Genomic DNA, 17,510 nt, shown 5'->3' on the forward strand with positions numbered 1-17,510 from the left:
GCCGCCCCGCACCGAGGGTGTCGCCGGGTGCCCGTATGCCCCCCTTCAGGGGGAAGGCGCGAAGCGACTCAGGGGGCATTTCAATGTATGCGCATGCCGGGTGTGGCACCGGGGAAGGGCTCCAGCACGTAGATGCCGGGGTTGGCCTTCTCATCGGCGTGGCTGGCTGCCAGCACCATGCCTTCGGAGATGCCGAACTTCATCTTGCGCGGCGCCAGGTTGGCCACCATCACGGTGAGCTTGCCCTGCAGCTGCTCGGGCTGGTACATGCTGGAGATGCCGGAGAACACGTTGCGCGTCTTGCCTTCGCCCACGTCCAGCGTGAGCTGCAGCAGCTTGGTGGAGCCTTCCACGGGCTTGCATTCCACGATCTTGGCAATGCGCAGGTCCACCTTGGCGAAGTCGTCGATGCCGATGGTTTCGGCAATTTCCTCGCCACCGGGCAGGACCTTCTCGACCACGGGCTCGGGGGCCTCGAACAGGGCCTCCAGCTGCTTGACGTCCACGCGCTGCATCAGGTGCTTGTACAGGCCGATGGCATGGCCGGCGCCCAGCAGGTTCTGTGCGTCGGCGAACTGCAGCGGCGCCACGTTCAGGAAGCCTTCCACCTGTTCGGCCACGGCCGGCAGGATGGGCTTCAGGTAGATGGTCAGCAGGCGGAAGGCCTCGATGCAGGTGGTGCACACGTCCTGCAGGCGGGCGTCCATGCCTTCCTGCTTGGCCAGCTCCCACGGCTTGTTGGCATCCACGTATTCGTTGACGCGGTCGCACAGCTGCATGATTTCGCGCACGGCGCGGGCCGTGTCGCGGTTCTCGAAGGCCTGGACAACGGCCTCGCTCTGGCCGCGCAGCTGGGCCAGCAGGGCCTGGCCGTCTTCGCTGACCGTGCCCAGTTGGCCGTCGAAGCGCTTGGCGATGAAGCCGGCCGCGCGCGAGGCGATGTTCACGTACTTGCCGATCAGGTCGGAGTTGACGCGGGCCATGAAGTCATCGGGGTTGAAGTCGATGTCTTCATTCTTGCCGTTGAGCTTGGCGCCCAGGTAGTAGCGCAGCCACTCGGGGTTCATCTGCAGGCCCAGGTACTTGAGCGGGTCCAGGCCGGTGCCGCGGCTCTTGCTCATCTTCTCGCCGTTGTTCACGGTCATGAAGCCATGCACGCAGATCTTGGTGGGCGTCTTGCGGCCGCTGAACTTGAGCATGGCGGGCCAGAACAGCGTGTGGAAGGTGATGATGTCCTTGCCGATGAAGTGGTACTGCTCCAGCGTGGGGTCGGCCATGTAGGCCTCGTAGTCCTCGCCACGGCGGTCCAGCAGGTTCTTGAGCGAGGCCAGGTAGCCCACGGGCGCGTCCAGCCAGACGTAGAAGTACTTGCCTGGCGCATCGGGGATCTCGATGCCGAAGTAGGGCGCGTCGCGCGAGATGTCCCAGTCGCCCAGGCCTTCGCTGGTCGTGCCGTCCGGGTTGGTGCGCACGCCGAACCATTCCTTGATCTTGTTGGCCACCTCGGGCTGCACATGCTGGCCGTCCTGGGTCCACTCGGTCAGGAACTCCACGCAGCGCGGGTCCGACAGCTTGAAGAAGAAATGCTCCGAGCTCTTGAGCACGGGCTTGGCGCCGGACAGTGCCGAGTAGGGATTGATCAGGTCGGTGGGCGCGTAGACGGCGCTGCAGACCTCGCAGTTGTCGCCGTACTGGTCCTTGGCGTGGCAGCGCGGGCATTCGCCCTTGATGAAGCGGTCGGGCAGGAACATGTTCTTCTCGGTGTCGAAGAACTGCTCGATGGTGCGCGTCTCGATGAAGCCGGCAGCCTTCAGGTCCCTGTAGATCTGCTGGGCCAGCACATGGTTCTCGGGCGCGTCGGTGTTGTGCCAGTTGTCGAAGGCGATGTGGAAGCCGTCCAGGTACTGCTTGCGGCCTGCGGCGATGTCGGCCACGAACTGCTGGGGCGTCTTGCCGGCCTTCTCGGCCGCAATCATGATGGGCGCGCCGTGGGCGTCATCGGCGCCCACGAAGTTGACCGCGTTGCCCTGCATTCGCTGCGCACGCACCCAGGTGTCGGCCTGGATGTATTCCATGATGTGGCCGATGTGGAAGTTGCCGTTGGCGTACGGCAGGGCGGTGGTGACGAAGAGTTTGCGTGCGGTCATGGATGGCGGCTTTCTCGGGGGAACCTGACATTCTAGAAGGGCTGGGCGGTTGTGGGGCGGCGATGGCTTTTCCGTGCAGGCCGTCAGTTGGCGACCAGCGGCCGTTGCCAGCCCAGGAACTGCTCTATGTCGCTGCGCCGCGCCAGCGCGTCGCGCCGGCCCAGGGCCATGAGTTCGCGGGTGAAGCTGCGCTCGAACAACAGGTAGCTGGCCAGGGCGGCGCCGCGCGGGTCACTGGCGTCCTGGCGCACGCCCAGGGCGCCCAGCAGGGTGCGCATGGGCAGGGGCAACTGGCCCACGTGGCGCGCGGCGATGGCGTCTATGCGCTCGGACGGCGAGATGACCAGCAGCTGCAGGGGGCGCAGCCGGCTGCGTTCGCGGTCGGCGGGGGGGATCAGGGCCAGGGTCTGGTTGATGCGCTCGGCGCGCTCCACGTCCAGGGACAGGGCGTCCAGGAAGATGCTGGACAGCGTGTGGCCCGCGATGTGGGCCAGCGACGGGTAGCTTGCGCCTTCTGGCGGCGGCCTGGCCGGCGGCTCGGTGCGTCGGCCCGCACCCACGACGAGGATGCGCTCGGCGCCCAGGTGGATGGCGGGCGCCAGCGGCGCGGTCTGGCGCATGGAGCCGTCGCCGAAGTATTCGGTGGCGCCGTCCAGCGGCAGCGGCGTGGCCGGAAAGATGAAGGGAATGGCCGAGGACGCCAGCAGGTGCGCGTGCGTGATCTGGGCGGCTGCGGCCTTGCGCTGGTTGCGCACCCAGGGCTGGAGCTGGTCCTGCGCCTGGCAGAAGGTCACGTGCTCGCTGGTGGTGTAGCTGGAGGCGGACACCGCCAGCGCGCGCAGGTGGCCGTCCGCGATCAATTGCGGCAGGCGTTCCAGCGGAACCAGGCCGCGCGACAGCAGCCGGCCCAGCGGCTGGTTGTCCAGCAGCGAACGCGGGCGCATGCGGCCCCAGCGCGCCAGGGCCCAGCCCAGCGACAGCAGGGTCAGCCAGCGCGCGCCGCTGCGCAGCACGCTCAGCGAGTCGGACAGGTAGATGTCCTCGGGCCGCAGGTTGCGCCAGATGCGCGACATGCGGCGCACGGCCCGGTCGAAATGGTCGCTGCCGCAGGCCAGGGCCGCCGCGTTGATGGCGCCGGCCGAGGTGCCGACCAGGATGGGGAAGGGATTGGGGCCATGCTGCTGGCCGCAGGCGCGGCGTATTTCGGCAATGGCCTCCAGCACGCCGGCCTGGTAGGCGGCGCGGGCGCCGCCGCCGCTGAGCAGCAGTCCGGTGCTGGGGGGAGGGAGGCTGGAGTCGGGTGAGGGCGCGGCATCGGGCATGCCTGGAGTGTGCCGCGCGCCGGCCGTCATCAGATCAGGGGATGACCCCGAAGGGATCAGGCCTTGGCCAGCAGGGAGCCCAGGTCCTTGCCGGAGATCAGGGCGATGCCCTGCTGCTTGGCCCAGGCGGCGGCATTCTCGGCCGGCGGCTGCAGCGACAGGTAGCAGACCGTGGCCGCATCGCGCGCCTGGCCTGCGGCCAGCAGGGCGCGCAGCGGCTCCATGCCGTGCACGCCGGCCTTCCAGCGCTTGGCGCTGGCCACGGTGGTGCGGCCTTCGCGTTCCAGCACGAAGTCGGCGCCATCCTTGTCGGACAGGCGGGTCACGGTGTAGCCCTCGGCCTGCCAGGCGCGATCGAGCCGATCGGCGAACTCGCGCCAGCTTTGCTGGGCGGCGATCTCCAGAGCCTGCTCCACCTTGGCGGGGCTGGGCGCGCGCAGCTGGCGCCAGGCGGCAACGCAGCCTATGCCGAAGAAGGGCAGGGCGGTGATGGCGGCGAACGGCGCGATGTCCTTGGGCAGCAGCGCCGTGGACACCAGGGTCACCAGCGCGGCCAGCGCGATGCTGATCCACCAGCGCGAGCGCAGCAGGATCGCGAACAGGGAGTTGTGGGCCATCTTGAATTTCACGGGGCGGATCTTTCGCGGAAAAAGGCGGTAACAGGGGCCGCAAAGGCAGCAAGGCCCGCATTGTCTCGCGTGAGCGAGGGGATGGTGCCTTGGATAGACTATCCGGCTCTAGGAGTAATCAAAGCAATGGCAGTCACAGAACAAGCGCTCTTGGCCGCGCTCTCCAGCGTGCTCGACCCCCACACCGGCAAGGACTATGTGAGCACCCGCGCCCTGCGCAACCTGCAGGTCACGGGGGCCGACGTGGCCTTCGACGTGGAGATGGGCTATCCGGCGCAAAGCCTGGTGCCGGCGCTGCGCGGCCAGTTCGTCGCGGCGGCCAAGACCGTCGAGGGCGTGGGCAATGTCTCGGTCAACATCACGTCCAAGGTCGCCGCGCATGCGGTGCAGCGCGGCGTGCAGTTGCTGCCGGGCGTCAAGAACATCATCGCCATCTCGTCCGGCAAGGGCGGCGTGGGCAAGAGCACGACCACGGCCAACCTGGCGCTGGCGCTGGCCGCCGAGGGCGCGCGCGTGGGCATCCTGGATGCCGACATCTACGGCCCCAGCCAGCCCATGATGATGGGCATCTCGGGCCGCCCCGAAAGCCCCGACGGCAAGACCATGGAGCCCATGGAAAGCCATGGCGTGCAGGTCATGTCCATCGGCTTCCTGGTCAACAACGACCAGGCCATGATCTGGCGCGGCCCCATGGCCACGCAGGCGCTGGAGCAGATGCTGCGCCAGACCAACTGGAAGGATCTGGACTACCTGCTGGTGGACATGCCGCCCGGCACCGGCGACATCCAGCTGACGCTGGCCCAGCGCGTGCCCATGACGGGCGCCGTGGTCGTCACCACGCCCCAGGACATCGCGCTGATCGACGCCAAGAAGGGCGTGAAGATGTTCGAGAAGGTGGGCGTGCCCATCCTGGGCCTGGTGGAGAACATGGCGGCCCACGTCTGCACCAACTGCGGCCATGTGGAGCACATCTTCGGCGCCGAGGGCGGCAAGCAGATGGCGGCCGAGTACGGCATCGACTACCTGGGCGCACTGCCCCTGTCGCTGCAGATCCGCCTGCAGGCCGACAGCGGCAAGCCCACCGTGGTGGCCGAGCCCGACAGCGAGGCCGCGCAGATCTACAAGAAGGTGGCACGCGACCTGGCCGTGAAGGTGGCGCTCAAGGCACGCGATTTCACGAGCAAGTTCCCCACCATCACGGTGAGCCAGGGAACCTGACCCTTCTGGCGCTGCCGGCATGAACCTGCTGACCTCGATGCGGTATCTGGCGGCGCTCAACGAGCACCGCCATTTCGGCCGCGCGGCGCTGGCATGCCACATCACCCAGCCGGCGCTGTCCAATGCGCTGCGCGCGCTGGAGGAAGAGTTCGGCACGGTCATCGTGCGCCGGGGCCGCTCGTTCGCGGGCTTCACGCCCGAGGGCGATCAGGTGCTGGCCACGGCCCTGGCCATGCTGCGGGCCGAGGAAGGCCTGCGCCAGGAACTGAGCGCCGCCGCCGGCGCGCTGCGCGGGCAGCTGCGCATGGCGGCCGTGCCCACGGCCATGCCCATGCTCACGCGCTTTGCGGCCATGCTGCGCGAGCACCATCCGGGCATCACGCCCGTGGTGCTGTCCATGAGCTCGGCCGAGATCGAGAGCGGGCTCGAAGACCTGTCGCTGGACCTGGCCCTGGGCTACAGCGCGCGCATGCCGCCGCGCGGCCCGCGCCTGCAGTCCTGGCCCCAGTACGAGGAGCACTACTACCTGCTGTGCCGCGAGTGCTGCGATGGGCAGGGCGAGGGCCGGCCCTTTGCCTTTGGCGCCGACATCGCCTGGCGCGAAGTGGCCGGCATGCCGCTGTGCCTGCTCACGCCCGACATGCACAACCGCACGGTGATCGACGAGGCCTTCGCCGCCGTGGACATGGCCGTGCAGCCCGCCATGGAAACCAACTCCGTGCTGACCCTGGTGATGGCCGTGGCGCAAGGAACGGATGGCATGACCACCGTGCTGCCCGGCGCCATGGTGGCCACGGTGCGCCACATGCCGGGCCTGGTGGCGCGGCCACTGCGCTCGCCCGAACTGGTCACCCCCATAGGCTTCATGGCCCAGCAGGGCGTGGCGCCCACGCGCGCGCTGCAGGCGGCGCTGCAACTGCAGGACGACGCCGGTTGGCGTGCGCAGTGCCTGCGGCATGCAGGGGCGCTGAAAAACTAGGCGGGCTGTGCAGTCTTTGGCGCGGCATTCAGTGCGGCGCGCACCACGTCGGGCGTGAAGGGCGCGGCGTAGAAGCGCCGGCCGGTGGCGTCGAACAGCGCATTGGCCAGGGCGGCCGGGCCGGGGACCGAGGCTGATTCGCCTGCGCCCATGGGGGGCTCGTCCTGGCGCGGCATCAGCACCACTTCAATGGGTGGCAGGTCGCGGAATCCGATGATGGGGTAGCTGCCCCACTCGCGGCTGGCCACGCCTTGCGCATTGAAGGCGACCTTCTCCATCAGGCTGCGGCTCAGGGTCTGGATGACATTGCCGTGGATCTGGTGGCGCACGCCGTCGGGGTTGACCATCATTCCCGTGTCCTGGCCCACGACCAGGCGCCGCACGGCGATGCGGCCGCTGGTGGGGTCTACGTCGATGTCGATGACCCAGGCGGCCCAGGCCGCGCCGAAGCCGGGAAAGCGGCTGTGGATATAGCGCGCATAGGCCACGCCGCGCCCGTGCAGCAGGCCGTCGGCGCCGGGGCGGCCCCGGCTTCCCGGCTGGTTTTGCTGCCAGCCCGCGTGGCGGGCCGTGGCCTCGATCAACTCGACGGCGCGCGGGTCATCGAGGTGGCGAACACGGTAGTCCACGGGATCGGCACCGGCCGCATGGGCCAGCTCGTCGATCATGCAATCGTGGGCAAAGGAATTGGGCAGGGCCGAGACGCCGCGCAACCAGGATGAGCGCACGATGGGCGCCATGTCATGGCAGGTGATGCGCTGGCTGGCGTAGCGGTAGGGCGGCACGGCCGTGCGGTCGCCCATCTCCAGCGTGCGCGGCTCGCCCGGGATGCGGCCCGTGAGCAGCAGGGCCAGCAGCGGCGCGTCGTTGGAGGGGTAGCGCACGGCAAAGTCGTAGGCCAGCAGTTCTCCCTGGGCATTGATGGCTGCGCTCACGTCCATGAGCTGGGCCGTGCCCTTGGGCTCCCACTGGTGTTCCTGCTCGCGCGTGAGCTGCACGCGCACGGGCGCGCCCACGGCCATGGACAGCAGGGCGGCGTCGGCGCAGACATCGTCGGCGCAGTTGCGGCCGTAGCAGCCGGCCGCCTCCAGGCGCACGATCTCGATGCGGTCCTCGCCCAGTTGCAGCAGGCGGTCCAGGTCGGTGCGCAGCATGTGGGGGTTCTGCGTGCCGGCCCAGAGCTTGAGACGGCCCCCGCTGAAATCGGCCACGGCGCAGGACGGGCCGATGGAGGCATGCATCTGGTAGGGCCAGACGTAGCTGCGGCGCAGTTCGGTGGCCGCGCCCGTGCCGACGCCCGCGAAGGCATCGTCCACAGTGCCCTGGTCCACCAGCGAGCGGTGCTGGGCGGGATTGGCGCGTATCGCCGCAGCCAGATCGGATAAGTCAGGCGCTGGCGGCACGGCCTGCCATTGCACGCGCAGCGCGCGCATGGCGGCAATGGCCTGTTCCTCGCGGTCGGCGACCACGCCGACGAAGTCGCCCTCGGTGACCACCTGCACGTTGCCGGGCAGGTGGGCCACGGAGTCGCGCTCCACGGCCACCAGGCAGCGGCCGATGAAATCGCCACCGTCGCGGCCCGGGTGCGGAGGGCGGATGACGCGGCCATGGCGCATGCCGGGCACGCGCACATCGTGCACAAAGCTCAGCTCGCCCGTGGCCTTGGCAGGGATGTCCACGCGCGCCGCGCCACGGCCGACGAGCCGGTATTCGCTGGCGGGCTTGAGCTTCACTTCCTGATCGGGCGGGGCCAGCGTCAGCTGCAGTTGCTGGCCGCGCAGCAGATCGCCATAGCCGAGTTCGCGGGCATCGCTGCCATCGGCAAAGCGCACCGCGCCATCCCGCGCCTGGAGCCGGTCCGCCGCCACGCTCCATCGCTGCGCGGCCAGCGCCAGCAACTGCTCGCGCGCCTGGGCGGCGGCGCGGCGCAGCGGCACGGCCGAGATCTGGATGCTGGCGCTGGCAATGGTCGGGCCCTGGTTGGGCGCGGCGGCCGTGTGGCCCAGCACCATGTCCAGGCGCGCCAAAGGCACTTCGAGCTCTTCCGCCACGATCTGCGCCAGGGCCGTGCGTATGCCCGTGCCCAGGTCCACATGGCCGTTGAAGGCCAGGGCGCGCCAGCCCTGGGGCGCGGCTTCGTCGGCCAGCACGGCTACGAAGACCTCGGGCGTGGACTGCACATAGTCGGTGGCCGTGCCGGGCTGGCCGGGCGCAGGGCGCGGCGGCGCCACGGGCTGGCGCACCACAAGCAGGGTGTCGGCTCGCGTGAGCAGCTGTGCGTGCAGGGCTTGGGGCTGGGGCAGGTTCATGGGGCGGTGTTCTTCGCGGGCACGCTTTCAGGCGTGCCCTGTGCATGTTATGCACTCCGGGGCCGGCTGCGCAGGGCCGGCCCCATAGGCGCGTTGGCGCGGTGGGATCAACCTGCGGCGAGGGCGTCGGTGTCGGCGATGGCCTGGCTCAGCGGCATCACGGCCGCGTACTTCTGGGCCATGTCGAACAGGTTGGCCTCGTGCGGGCCCAGGGCGCGGTCGCCGCAGCAGTCGGCCACCACCAGCGGGCGAAAGCCCGACTGCATGGCATCGACCACGCTGGCGCGCACGCAGCCGCTGGTCACGCAGCCGGCCACCAGCAGGGTCTGCACGCCGCGCTGGGCCAGCCAGGGTGCGAGCATGGTGCCGAAGAAGGCCGAAGGCGTGCTCTTGCGCACCACGTATTCGCCAGCGGCCGGGGCCAGCTGGGGCACGATGGCGCTGTTGGGGCTGTCTTCCTTCAGGGTCAGCATGCCGGGCACCTTCAGGCAGAAGATGTTGTGGTCGGCATCGTCGTCCGAGAACACGATGCGGCTGTGCGCCACGGGCCAGCCGCGCTCGCGCGCATGGGCCAGCAGGTGCTGCGTCTGCGCGATGGCTTCGGGGATGTTGCCGCCGCCGAACACGGCCGGGTCGGCAAAGCCGTTGACGAAGTCGATGATGAGCAGGCCGAACGGGGCCTTGAGCGGCAGCGGCGTGCCGAAGCCCTGGCGTGCATAAACCGAGATGTCAGCAGAGATGTCGCCCTGCACGCCCTCGGTGGGAACGCTTTGCGTGCTGGTGGTGGCGGTGGCGGTGGCGGTTGTCATGCGATGTCCTTTCCTTGCTTGGACCTTTTGGCGGCGCGCGCCAGTCCTTCCTCGTCCTGCACCACGCCGTCGATGACCGTGGGCTTGCCATCCAGCGCCACCGAGCAGTGGCGCATGGGAATGTCGATGTGGCAGGCCGTGGTGCGGCTGCCGCCGGCCTCGTTGTTGGGGCCCATGGACCACAGGAAGTTGCCCTCGAAGGCGCGGGCGTCCATGCCGATGTGGGTTTCCTTGTTGTAGTGGGCCAGCATGGACCAGTGGGCGCGCGGCTGCAGCCCCCAGCCGATGTGGGAGACGGCGTAGGCCTCGGGGTCCTCGTAGGAGGCCATGTACTCCTTGAGGATGTCGGCCTGCAGGCCGCCGCTGATGCGCGTGACGTAGCCCTTTTCGATGACGAGTTCGATGGGCTCGGTCACGTAGTCCTTCATGGGCAGCAGAATGTCGCCCCGGTCCAGCACCACGCGGCCGTTGCTCTCGCCCTCGTCGGGCCAGGTCAGCACGAAGCCGCTGGGCCAGTGGTCCCAGCGGCCGGGCTGGTCCACGAAGCCGTATTCGCAGATGGCCGGGAAGCTGCCCAGGCGGCAGCGCAGGTCGGTGCCCGCGGCCGAGGTGATGTGCATCTGCCCGGCCGCCTCGATCAGCTTGGATGCGGCCTGCACGCGCGCACGGTCGCCCTCGGTGGGCACCAGGCGGCACAGCACCTCGGGCGGCTCCACGGCCAGCAGGATCTTGGTGCCGGTCTGCAGGATCTCGTGCTGCTCGGGCGAGAACAGCAGCGTCATCAGGTCCAGCACCAGGTCGCTGGCCTTGAGCGCGGCGATGGCGGCGGGGTTGCCGGTCAGCGGCGTCGTGCCCAGGTAGGCCAGCGAGTCGCGGCTCAGTGATTTTTCGGCATTGACGGGCGGCAGGTCCAGGCGGTTGACGCGCGCCCCCATTTCGCTGGAGGCGGCAATGGCACAGCGCAGCGTCTGCGGGTGCGTGTCGGCGCCCGTGAGCACGGTGACGGTCTGACCGGCTTCGAGCCGGGACAGCGTGAGCACCTGCTTCCAGGCGTGGATCAGATCGATATCGCTGACGGACATGGTCGGCTCCTTGGTGTCGCGATGGATGGGAGTGGGCTGCGGTTGGACATTCAGTCCACCCGCGCGCCGAGGAAATCGCCCAAGGCCACGTAGAACCCGGCCTCGTTATCCCAGGGAATCATGTGGCCGGCATTGGGCACGCGCACATGCTCGGTCTGGGGTGCCAGGCCTTGCCACTCGGCCACGTCCTCGCTGCGCACCACGTCGCCGCGCTCGGCCGTGACCAGCAGCAGCGGGTGCTGGATGCGGGGCAGGTCGGCATGGATGTCGTCACGGCCGAAGTCCTCGAAGCTCTGCACGATGGCCGGCTCGTGGCAGGTGTGCAGCCACTGGGCGCGCAGCTGGCGCTGCTCTTCGGTCCAGGTGGGGCAGAAGGCGCGCATGGCCTCGGCATCCATGCCCAGCGTGGCCTGGCGGATGGAGTCCACATACCAGGGCAGGGCGGCCGGGTAGGCGCGGCGGCCGGGGCCGGAGACCGGCGGATCGACGATGACCAGGCGCGTGAGCCCGGCCGGCTGGCTGCGTGCGGCGCGCACGGCAATGCGCCCGCCCATGGAGTGGCCGACCAGCGCCCAGCGCTGCAGGCCCAGGGCCTGGGCGAAGGCGGTCACGTCGGCGGCCTGGGCATCGAGGCTGTAGTCCAGGCCCGGGCCGGAGGACGACAGGCCGCGCCCGCGCACATCGAGCACATAGGTGTCGAACTGGCGGCCCAGGTGCTCGGCCACGAAGCCCCAGGTCACGGCCGGGCTGGTGATGCCGGGGATCAGGATGACGGCGTCGCGCTGCGCGCGTTCGCCCTCGGCGCCGCCGTAGCGCAGGTAGTGCTGGCGGATGCCGTTGGCGTGGACGTTGCCGCCGTAGCGGAATGTGCTGGGGGTGGGGGAGCTGGAGTGGCTGGTCATGCGTGTGTTCCTCAGGCCTTGGCTGCGCTGGTGCCGGTGTCGTAGGGATAGGCGCCCGACAGCAGCGCGCCCGCGCCCGGCACCACGGGGTCCAGCCCCAGTTCCTTGAGGATGGCATAGGTGGTGGCGATGGAGGCGGTCAGCACGGGCTTGCCGGTCTGGGCCTCGACCTGGGCCACGGCCGGCAGCGAGGGCATCTGTACGCAGGCCGACAGCACGATCACGTCGGCGTCGGCGTAGTTCATGCCGGCCACGATGCCGGGCAGTTTGGCGGGGTCGTGGCGGCCCACGTCCAGGTTGTCGGGGATCTCCAGGGCACGCCAGTCCACGATCTCGAAGCCTTCGGCGGCCACGTAGTCCATGACCAGCTGGGTCAGCGGAATCATGTAGGGCGCCACCAGGGCGATCTTCTTGGCGCCCATGACCTTGAGCGCTTCCACCAGCGCGCCGGCGCTGGTGATCACCGGGGCGGTGGCGCCATTGCTGGCCGTGCGCTCGGTCAGGCGCTGCTGCGAGACGCGGTGGTAGCCCTTGCCCATGGCCATGATGGCCACCAGGCAGGCATAGCCCAGCACGTCCACGCGCGCGTCGCTCAGCTCCAGCGCGCAGCGGTCGCTTTCGGCGTCCATGGCGGCCAGCTCCTCCTTTTGCACCTTCTTCATGCGCATGCGGCTGGAGTGGAAGGTGAAGCGGTCCTGCGGGCGCAGCGTGGAGTGGGCCTGCAGCATGGCCGGCACTTCGGTCTCCATGGTGGTGTTGGAGCTGGGGACGATCTGGCCGATGCGGAACGTTTTGGTCATGGACTTGCCTTTGCGAAGTTTCGAGGGTTTCTGATCAGAATCAACTGAGTGTGTACGCTTTATTCTTGCAAAAGACGTGCCGCCTTGCAAATGAGAATTTTCTCGGGGTTTGTACTGATTTGGTGCAGAAATTGCACCAAAAACGGCGAACTTCAATTTATTCTGCCGCCCTATGGTGCATGCGTCGATTTGAAAAATTCAAGCGCATACACCTGAATTAAGTGTTTTGTTGCCTGGCACGCTTCCTGCTCTACACCCTGCAAGGACGCGCCGAAGCAACGGTTGCCCCGTCTGGCTTTCAACATTCCTGCAAGGAGAAAACTGTGTCTCAATCCCCTCGAATCGCCGTTGTCGGCGCCGGTCTCGGCGGGGCTGCAGCTGCCAAGCTGCTGCTCCAGGAAGGCTTCAATGTCCGCGTCTATGAGCAGGCGCCCAGCTTCTCGCGCCTGGGAGCCGGCATCCACGTCGGGCCCAATGTGATGAAGATCCTGCGCCGCATCGGCATCGAGGACGCGCTCAACGAGCAGGGCTCGCATCCCGACTACTGGTACAGCCGCCACTGGCAGACGGGCGACGTGCTGGCCCAGATTCCGCTGGGCGACTACGCCGTCAAGGAATACGGCGCCAGCTACCTGACCGTGCACCGTGGCGACTTCCATGCGCTGCTGGTCGAGGCCCTGCCCGACAGCGTGATGGCCTACGGCAAGTTCCTGACCAAGGTGGAGGACCGCGGCAACGTGGTGGTCATGCACTTTGCGGACGGCACGACCGAGGAGGCGGACATCGTCATCGGCGCCGATGGCGTGAACTCCCGCATCCGCGAGGAACTGCTGGGCCCGGAGCTTCCCAAGTACGCGGGCTACCTGGCCCACCGCGCCGTGTTCCCCACGCCCGAGGTCAAGGCCGGCATGCTGCCCTTCGATGCCTGCGTGAAGTGGTGGAGCGATGACCGCCACATGATGACCTACTTCGTCACCGGCAAGGCCGACGAGCTGTACTACGTGACCGGCGTGCCCGTCGAGAAGTGGGATCTCAACGACCGCTGGCTGGAAAGCAGCAAGGAAGAGATGCGCGAGGCTTTCTCGGGCTGGCATCCCACCGTGCAGGCACTGATCGACGCCACCGTGGAAGTGACCAAGTGGTCGCTGCTCGAGCGCGATCCGCTGCCGCTGTGGAGCCGTGGCCGCCTGGTGCTGCTGGGCGATGCCTGCCACCCCATGAAGCCCCACATGGCCCAGGGCGCGGCCATGGCCATCGAGGACGGCGCCATGCTGGCGCGCTGCCTCAAGGAAGTCGGCGCGCACAACCATGAGCTGGCCTTCGCCCTGTACGAAGCCAACCGTGCCGAGCGCGCCAGCAAGGTGCAGCGCATCTCGCACGACAACACCTGGCTGCGCACCAACGAAGATCCGTCCTGGTGCTTCGGCTACGACGTGTTCAACGTGCCCCTGGTCGAGCCCAAGGTCAAGGCAGCGGCCTGATACTCGCTGCCTTGCCGGACGAGGGGAGGGGAGGGAATCCCCCCCCCTCCTGTCCGGCCGCAGAACGCCGACATCCTGAACCGCAGCCAAGTTGCAAGAGCCTCGTCCCATGGGAACCCCAGTCCATCCAAGCAGTACCCCCAGCCCCATCCGCCTGCAGGTCAATGCATGCGCATGCGAGGTGCCGGCAGCGCCCGGGACGGCGCTGCTGCATGTGCTGCGCAATGACCTGGAGCTGAACGGGCCCAAGTACGGCTGCGGCCTGGGCGAATGCGGCGCCTGCACGGTGCTGATCGATGGCGTGGCCGCGCGTTCCTGCGTGATCCCCGTGCGGGCGGCCGTGGGCCGCGAGGTCACCACGCTGGAAGGCCTGGGCTCGCGCCAGTGCCCCGGCCCCACGCAGCAGGCCTTCATCGACTGCCAGGCGGCCCAGTGCGGCTACTGCCTCAACGGCATGATCATGACCGTGGAGGCCCTGCTGCGCCGCAACCCCAATCCCACCGAGCAAGAGCTGCGCAACGAGCTGCACCACAACCTGTGCCGCTGCGGCACGCATGTGGAAATCATGCAGGCCGCCCTGCGCGCCGTGCAGCTGCGTGCGCAACGCGCCGCGCTGCAGGCACCCTCCGGTTTTCCATCTTCCAGCGCGGGCGAGGTCCAGCCATGAGCCCGGCCGGCAACACTCCCGCCCTGCCTTCCGACCTGCTGCACGGCCTGGCGCTGCGCCCGCCCGTCGCGGCCTGGGACGGTCTGCGCTACCGGGGCAGCGTGCCCCTGCATGCAAGGCTGCAGGACGCCCAGGCCATGGCCGGCGTGGTGACTGCGGTGCAGCGCGGGCATTTTCTGGGTGTGGTGGCCGTGGCGCCTGTCCATGCCCGGCAGGCCGCTGCCAGCCTGGCCCCTGCCTGGGACGACCGGCAGGAAGCCAGGGCCGCCAGCGCGCCCCGTGCTGCCGACAGAGCCGACAGAACCGACAAGGCTGACAAGGCTGACAAGGCCGACCTGCCCGATGCCGGCCGCTATGTCTGGCGCATGGCGGCGCCCGTGTCTTGCGAGGGTGCCGCACGCGCAGCCGTGTGGTGCCTGGACGGTCATGCCAGCGTCTGGCTGCCGCCCTGTGACGCCGAGGTGCGGCAGATGATCGGCCGCGAACTGGCCGCATTGCTGCAATGCCCCGAGTCCGCGCTGAGGCTGTTCAGCCTGCCGGCCACGGCGGCCGGCACCCCGCATGTGCTGGATCTCATGGACGCAGCGGCCGATGCGGCCCTGCTGTCCCAGGCCGTGGGCCGGCCTGTCAGCGTGGCCTGCGAGGCCTGGACTGCTGCGGGCAGCGCAGACAGCCGGGAGCTGGTGCTGCGCGTGGATGCGCAGCCTTCGCAAGGGCTTGAAGCCGACACGGTGGTGCAGCCTCAGCCGGGCAATGCATCGCCGCAGCCAGACCTGCTGCTGTCCGACACGCCCTGGGCCGTGCGCCCCAGCATGGCGCGCCTGTTGAGCCAGCCCGAGCTGGCGCGCGCCGCAGCTCTGGCCACCGTGCTCGATGCCGGCGAAGTGCATGAACGCCGACAGGCCGCCAGCCTGCGGCATGCCGGCGTCGATGATCTGAATGCCGCCCAGGTCTTTGCCCGCGAAAGCCACTGGCATGAGCAGGCGCTGGATCAGGGCCGTGACCCGCTGCAATGGCGGCTGCAGCACCTGCCCGAAGGCCCGGTGCGCGATCTGGCCCGGCAGGTGGCCGAGCGTGCGCAGGCATCGCAGCAGGCACCATCCCACCAGGGTGCCGATGGCCGCCTGCTGGGCCGGGGCTTTGCCACCGCCCAGCTGCAGACCCTGGACGCGCAGGGCGCCGATCTCCATGCCTGGAGCGCCTGGGTGGCCGAGGTGGCCGTGCACCCGCAAACGGGCGAGATCGAAGTAACCCGCGTCGTGGCCGGCCATGACAGCCGCAGCCTGCAGGCGGCGCAGGCCGCCAGCACGCGGCCCGAGATCGTCCAGCAGGACCCGCAACTGCTGGCCGACGCGCGCCGGCTGCTGGGCGCGGCCCCCGCTTTTGACGACTGGACAGGGTCCACAGCTTCCGCTGCTTCTTTCGATGTGATCGCCAAGCCCGGCTCCGACCTGGCGCAGCATGCGCCCGGCGATATAGCGGTCATCCGCCAGGGCAATCTGGCGCTGGACGGCGTGGCCACGCTGCCCGCCGCCGCCGCCATTGCCAACGCCATTCACCATGCGACAGGCGTGCGCCTGCGCGAAGTGCCTTTCCAGCCCGAGCAGCTGCGCCTGGCGCTGGCGGGCGAGGGTGCCGGCAGGCCCGGTGCGGCGCGGCCCGGCCGTGGCTGGGGCTGGCTGGCCGCAGGCGCCGCAGGCCTTGCCGGCATGGCGGCCATGGCCTGGCCACTGAAGCCGACCCTGCCGCTGACTGACGGGCCCGACGTTTCCCTGTACTCGCCGCAGGCCCTGGAGCGCGGCCGCCTGGTGGCGGCTGCGGGCGACTGCGTGGTCTGCCACACCGCCCCGGGAGGCGCGGCCAATGCCGGCGGCTTCGGGCTGGAGACGCCGTTCGGCACCATCTACTCCACCAACATCACGCCCGACAACGAAACCGGCATCGGCCGCTGGTCCTACGCGGCCTTCGAGCGTGCCATGCGCCACGGCATCCACCAGGATGGGCGCCAGCTGTATCCGGCCTTCCCGTACACGGCCTTCGCCAAGCTCAGCGATGGCGATCTGCAGGCCCTCTACGGCTACCTGATGTCCCAGCCCGCCGTGAAGGCCAAGGCGCCCGAGACGCAGCTGGCCTTCCCCTACAACCTGCGCCCGGCCATGGCGGGCTGGAACCTGCTGTTCCACGACGCCACGCCCTTCAAGGCCGACCCCGCGCGCAGCGCCGAATGGAACCGGGGCGCCTACCTGGTCGAAGGCGCGGGCCACTGCGCGGCCTGCCACTCGCCGCGCAATGCGCTGGGTGCGGAAAAGACCGGCATCCACTACTTGGGCGGCGGCGAGGCCGAAGGCTGGACGGCGCCCGCGCTCAATCAACTGGCCGGGGGCAAGCTGCCCTGGAGCCGCGAAGAGCTGTACCAGTACCTGCGCACCGGCTTCTCGGCCCGCCACGGCGTGGCGGCAGGCCCCATGGCGCCCGTCATCCACGGCCTGGCCCAGTTGCCCGAAGCCGATGTGCGCGCCATGGCCACCTATCTGATGGAACTGCCGGGCCAGGCCCCACAGGCCGCCCAGGCCACCGCCCCGGCCATGCCGGCACCGGCCGCCGTGCAGGCGGCAGCGCCTGCGGCTCCACCTGCCAGGGCGCTGGACCGCCACGCCAATGGCGAGCGCATCTACCAGAACGCCTGCGCGGTCTGCCATGAGGCGGGCAGCGGTCCCACATTGTTCGGCGTCAAGCCGCAGCTGGCCCTGAACACCAACCTGCACGCGGCCAGCCCCGACAACCTGGTCCAGGTGATCCTGAACGGCATACAGGCGCCGGCCGACGATGCGCTGGGCTACATGCCCGGCTTCGGGGACAGCCTGGATGACAGGCAGATCGCGGACCTGCTCGGATATTTGCGCGAACGATTTGCACCGGAGGAAAAAGCTTGGCCAGACGACACGAAGACGATTAACCGGCTGCGCATGCAGGCACAGGCGCATGCGCACTGAGGGCGGCAATGGGCAGCAATGGGCGGCGGCAGGGGCGATGCCGCGGATATGGACACCTTGCCCTGGAATCTCTCCAGGGTCTGGGTCCTGACATCTGATGCTGGGGACGGGTGATGGGCAACAACGGGCGGCGCTGTCGATGTGCAGCCTGTCCGCAATGCGCCCATCGCCC

At 69.1% G+C, this 17,510-nt stretch carries 13 protein-coding genes; 5 read left to right on the plus strand and 8 right to left on the minus strand.

Annotation, left to right across the window (positions count from 1 at the left end; all coding sequences use genetic code 11):
- Positions 1-80: 80 nt before the first annotated feature.
- The 3 genes from metG to KDK82_RS22850 form a co-directional block, all read right to left on the minus strand.
- Positions 81-2,147 carry a methionine--tRNA ligase gene (metG, locus tag KDK82_RS22840; protein WP_088166257.1) on the minus strand — a complete coding sequence of 689 codons (2,067 nt, stop codon included), beginning with the start codon at positions 2,145-2,147 and terminating at the stop codon, positions 81-83.
- Between the two features lie 83 nt (positions 2,148-2,230).
- A complete protein-coding gene (locus tag KDK82_RS22845; RefSeq protein WP_013803901.1) occupies positions 2,231-3,469 on the minus strand; it encodes a patatin-like phospholipase family protein in 1,239 nt (412 codons plus the stop codon).
- 56 nt (positions 3,470-3,525) lie between these two features.
- On the minus strand, positions 3,526-4,086 hold the full coding sequence (locus KDK82_RS22850; RefSeq protein WP_034398227.1) for a restriction endonuclease: 561 nt from the start codon (positions 4,084-4,086) through the stop codon (positions 3,526-3,528).
- A 138-nt stretch (positions 4,087-4,224) separates the two neighbouring features.
- On the opposite strand from KDK82_RS22850, the gene apbC reads away from it, so the two are divergent.
- Positions 4,225-5,316, plus strand: a complete 1,092-nt coding sequence (gene apbC / locus KDK82_RS22855; RefSeq protein ID WP_012203771.1) for an iron-sulfur cluster carrier protein ApbC — start codon at positions 4,225-4,227, stop codon at positions 5,314-5,316.
- A 19-nt stretch (positions 5,317-5,335) separates the two neighbouring features.
- The gene (locus KDK82_RS22860) at positions 5,336-6,295 is read left to right on the plus strand and encodes a LysR family transcriptional regulator (RefSeq protein WP_088166258.1); all 960 of its coding nucleotides are present in this window, start codon (positions 5,336-5,338) and stop codon (positions 6,293-6,295) included.
- Here the strand turns inward: KDK82_RS22860 and KDK82_RS22865 are convergent.
- The 5 genes from KDK82_RS22865 to KDK82_RS22885 all read right to left on the minus strand — a co-directional run bounded on the left by KDK82_RS22865 (position 6,292) and on the right by KDK82_RS22885 (position 12,197).
- Positions 6,292-8,604, minus strand: coding sequence for a molybdopterin cofactor-binding domain-containing protein (locus KDK82_RS22865; RefSeq protein ID WP_088166259.1), 2,313 nt, complete (start codon positions 8,602-8,604; stop codon positions 6,292-6,294). The genes KDK82_RS22860 and KDK82_RS22865 overlap by 4 nt on opposite strands.
- A gap of 107 nt (positions 8,605-8,711) precedes the next feature.
- Positions 8,712-9,413, minus strand: coding sequence for an N-carbamoylsarcosine amidohydrolase (locus KDK82_RS22870; RefSeq protein WP_088166260.1), 702 nt, complete (start codon positions 9,411-9,413; stop codon positions 8,712-8,714).
- Positions 9,410-10,495 (minus strand): hypothetical protein, encoded by a 1,086-nt coding sequence (locus tag KDK82_RS22875; protein ID WP_012203775.1) that lies wholly within the window; start codon positions 10,493-10,495, stop codon positions 9,410-9,412. Before KDK82_RS22875 ends, KDK82_RS22870 begins: the two co-directional genes overlap by 4 nt.
- 50 nt (positions 10,496-10,545) lie before the next feature.
- Positions 10,546-11,397 (minus strand): alpha/beta fold hydrolase, encoded by an 852-nt coding sequence (locus KDK82_RS22880; RefSeq protein WP_088166261.1) that lies wholly within the window; start codon positions 11,395-11,397, stop codon positions 10,546-10,548.
- An 11-nt stretch (positions 11,398-11,408) separates the two neighbouring features.
- Positions 11,409-12,197, minus strand: a complete 789-nt coding sequence (locus KDK82_RS22885) for an Asp/Glu racemase (protein WP_012203777.1) — start codon at positions 12,195-12,197, stop codon at positions 11,409-11,411.
- A 323-nt stretch (positions 12,198-12,520) separates the two neighbouring features.
- Between KDK82_RS22885 and KDK82_RS22890 the strand changes: the two genes are divergently transcribed.
- From KDK82_RS22890 to KDK82_RS22900, 3 genes are all read left to right on the plus strand, one after another.
- Positions 12,521-13,678, plus strand: a complete 1,158-nt coding sequence (locus tag KDK82_RS22890; protein WP_012203778.1) for an FAD-dependent monooxygenase — start codon at positions 12,521-12,523, stop codon at positions 13,676-13,678.
- Positions 13,679-13,787: 109 nt separating this feature from the next.
- Positions 13,788-14,345: a (2Fe-2S)-binding protein gene (locus tag KDK82_RS22895; RefSeq protein WP_088166262.1), complete on the plus strand. Its 558-nt coding sequence runs from the start codon at positions 13,788-13,790 to the stop codon at positions 14,343-14,345.
- Complete coding sequence (locus tag KDK82_RS22900; RefSeq protein ID WP_088166263.1) at positions 14,342-17,338, plus strand: cytochrome c; 2,997 nt, start codon at positions 14,342-14,344, stop codon at positions 17,336-17,338. Before KDK82_RS22895 ends, KDK82_RS22900 begins: the two co-directional genes overlap by 4 nt.
- The last annotated feature ends 172 nt before the right edge of the window (positions 17,339-17,510 follow it).

It is taken from the genome of Delftia sp. K82 (genome assembly GCF_002193035.1).
Classification (GTDB): Bacteria; Pseudomonadota; Gammaproteobacteria; order Burkholderiales; family Burkholderiaceae_C; genus Comamonas; species Comamonas acidovorans.